We start from the raw sequence: 1,493 nt of genomic DNA on the forward strand, positions 1-1,493 counted from the left end.
CACTCACAGCGACAGACTTCTGTGGTGAGGGCAAGCTCTGCGAATCTGACTGCTGCAAAGGCTTAAACAAGAACACCACAGTAGTGAGCAAAACGATATTCATAGACAACATAGCACCTGTAATAGAGCTTATTGGTATCCCAGACCAGATATGTGAAGGCAACACACTCACATTCGACTGGATACTTGAGGACTGCCAGCTCGCGACGGTAACCAAAATCGGTGCCACCATGTTAGACTTTACCACCGATGCCACATTCACGATTCTATCGCCGTGGAAAGACGGTATCTCCACAGGAACAGCGACAGTCACCTGGGAAGGTACGGTAACATGTGGCGAACTCACAATCGAGATTTTCGGTGTTGACGAATGCGGCAATGGAACTGTTGAGAAAACGACAGTACCTGTCAATACCGCAAAACCGGAAGTCACTTTTGAAATCACGTCACCGATCCCACTTGAAATGCTGGATGAAATGCAAATCGAAGGGCTAAACCGCATATGTGATATGGACGAAGTATGGATCTGGTATGGAGCGACCGCATGTATGGAAGAGATGAAGCTCACAGTATCCAGAGGCTGCTTCGATTCAAAGGAGACACCCTGCGGCAGGGTAAAAGGTTGCGACGAATGGATATGGAAGAGAGAAACAAACTGTGAATATCCGTACGTAGTCCTGAAACTACCGAAAATGGACTGTGAAGAACTGGTAGTGAAATTGACCGGTGTCGATGTGTGTGGCAGAAAAGTCGAATACATCCGGACATACATAGTAGACAACATAGCACCGGACATAGAACTCGACATAATCGAACCAGATGTCTGCGCCACATCCACCACGTTCAACTGGGACGTACGGGACAGGTGTCTTGACGAAGTCTCAATAACTGTAAGCCACGGGACACTTGAAGCGACGCCTGTTATTGATAGTAATGGAGCAATTCTGGTAGGACCTACCGGACAAGCGACATGGACATTCGAAGGAATTGAGTGCGAAGATATAACACTAACGATAGTAGCTACCGACAGCTGTGGAAACACGACGATTGAAACCAGAAAATACAGAATAGACAACGTAGGGGCGAGAATACTATACTTCGGCTTTGTGGATGAAGAGGGTCAACCGATAGACAGAAGCGACATGAGTTGTGACGACGTTTACACCACAGACCTTCTCTATCTCACGTGGGATGCTACCGACAACTGCGAGGAAGACGCTGTCCTTACAGTAGACCTGGGCTTCATAGAAGAATATGTCTATGATGAGGTTATGGGATGGATCTGGGTAGACAGAGGACAGGAGACATTTGTACCATGGTCCTCCGACGGAAGCAAGTGGCGCTGGAATGTAGAAGATCAGGACTGCTACTATGGAACGATCACACTTGAAGTATTCGATTCCTGCGGCAGCGACTCGACAGAAACCACGATACTCGTTGACAACGTAGCTCCCGACTTCTCGATTGACGCCTCGATCGAAGAGTGTTCAGAC

Annotated in this window: 1 protein-coding gene; it reads left to right on the top strand. The window is 47.9% G+C overall.

Going from position 1 to position 1,493, the window contains the following annotated elements; genetic code table 11:
• Positions 1–1,493 (top strand): hypothetical protein (locus BG32_RS15625; RefSeq protein WP_183084332.1); only part of this gene is annotated, 1,493 nt, incomplete at both ends.

Source organism: Mesotoga sp. HF07.pep.5.2.highcov (assembly GCF_003666285.1).
In the GTDB taxonomy this organism is placed as follows: domain Bacteria; phylum Thermotogota; class Thermotogae; order Petrotogales; family Kosmotogaceae; genus Mesotoga; species Mesotoga prima.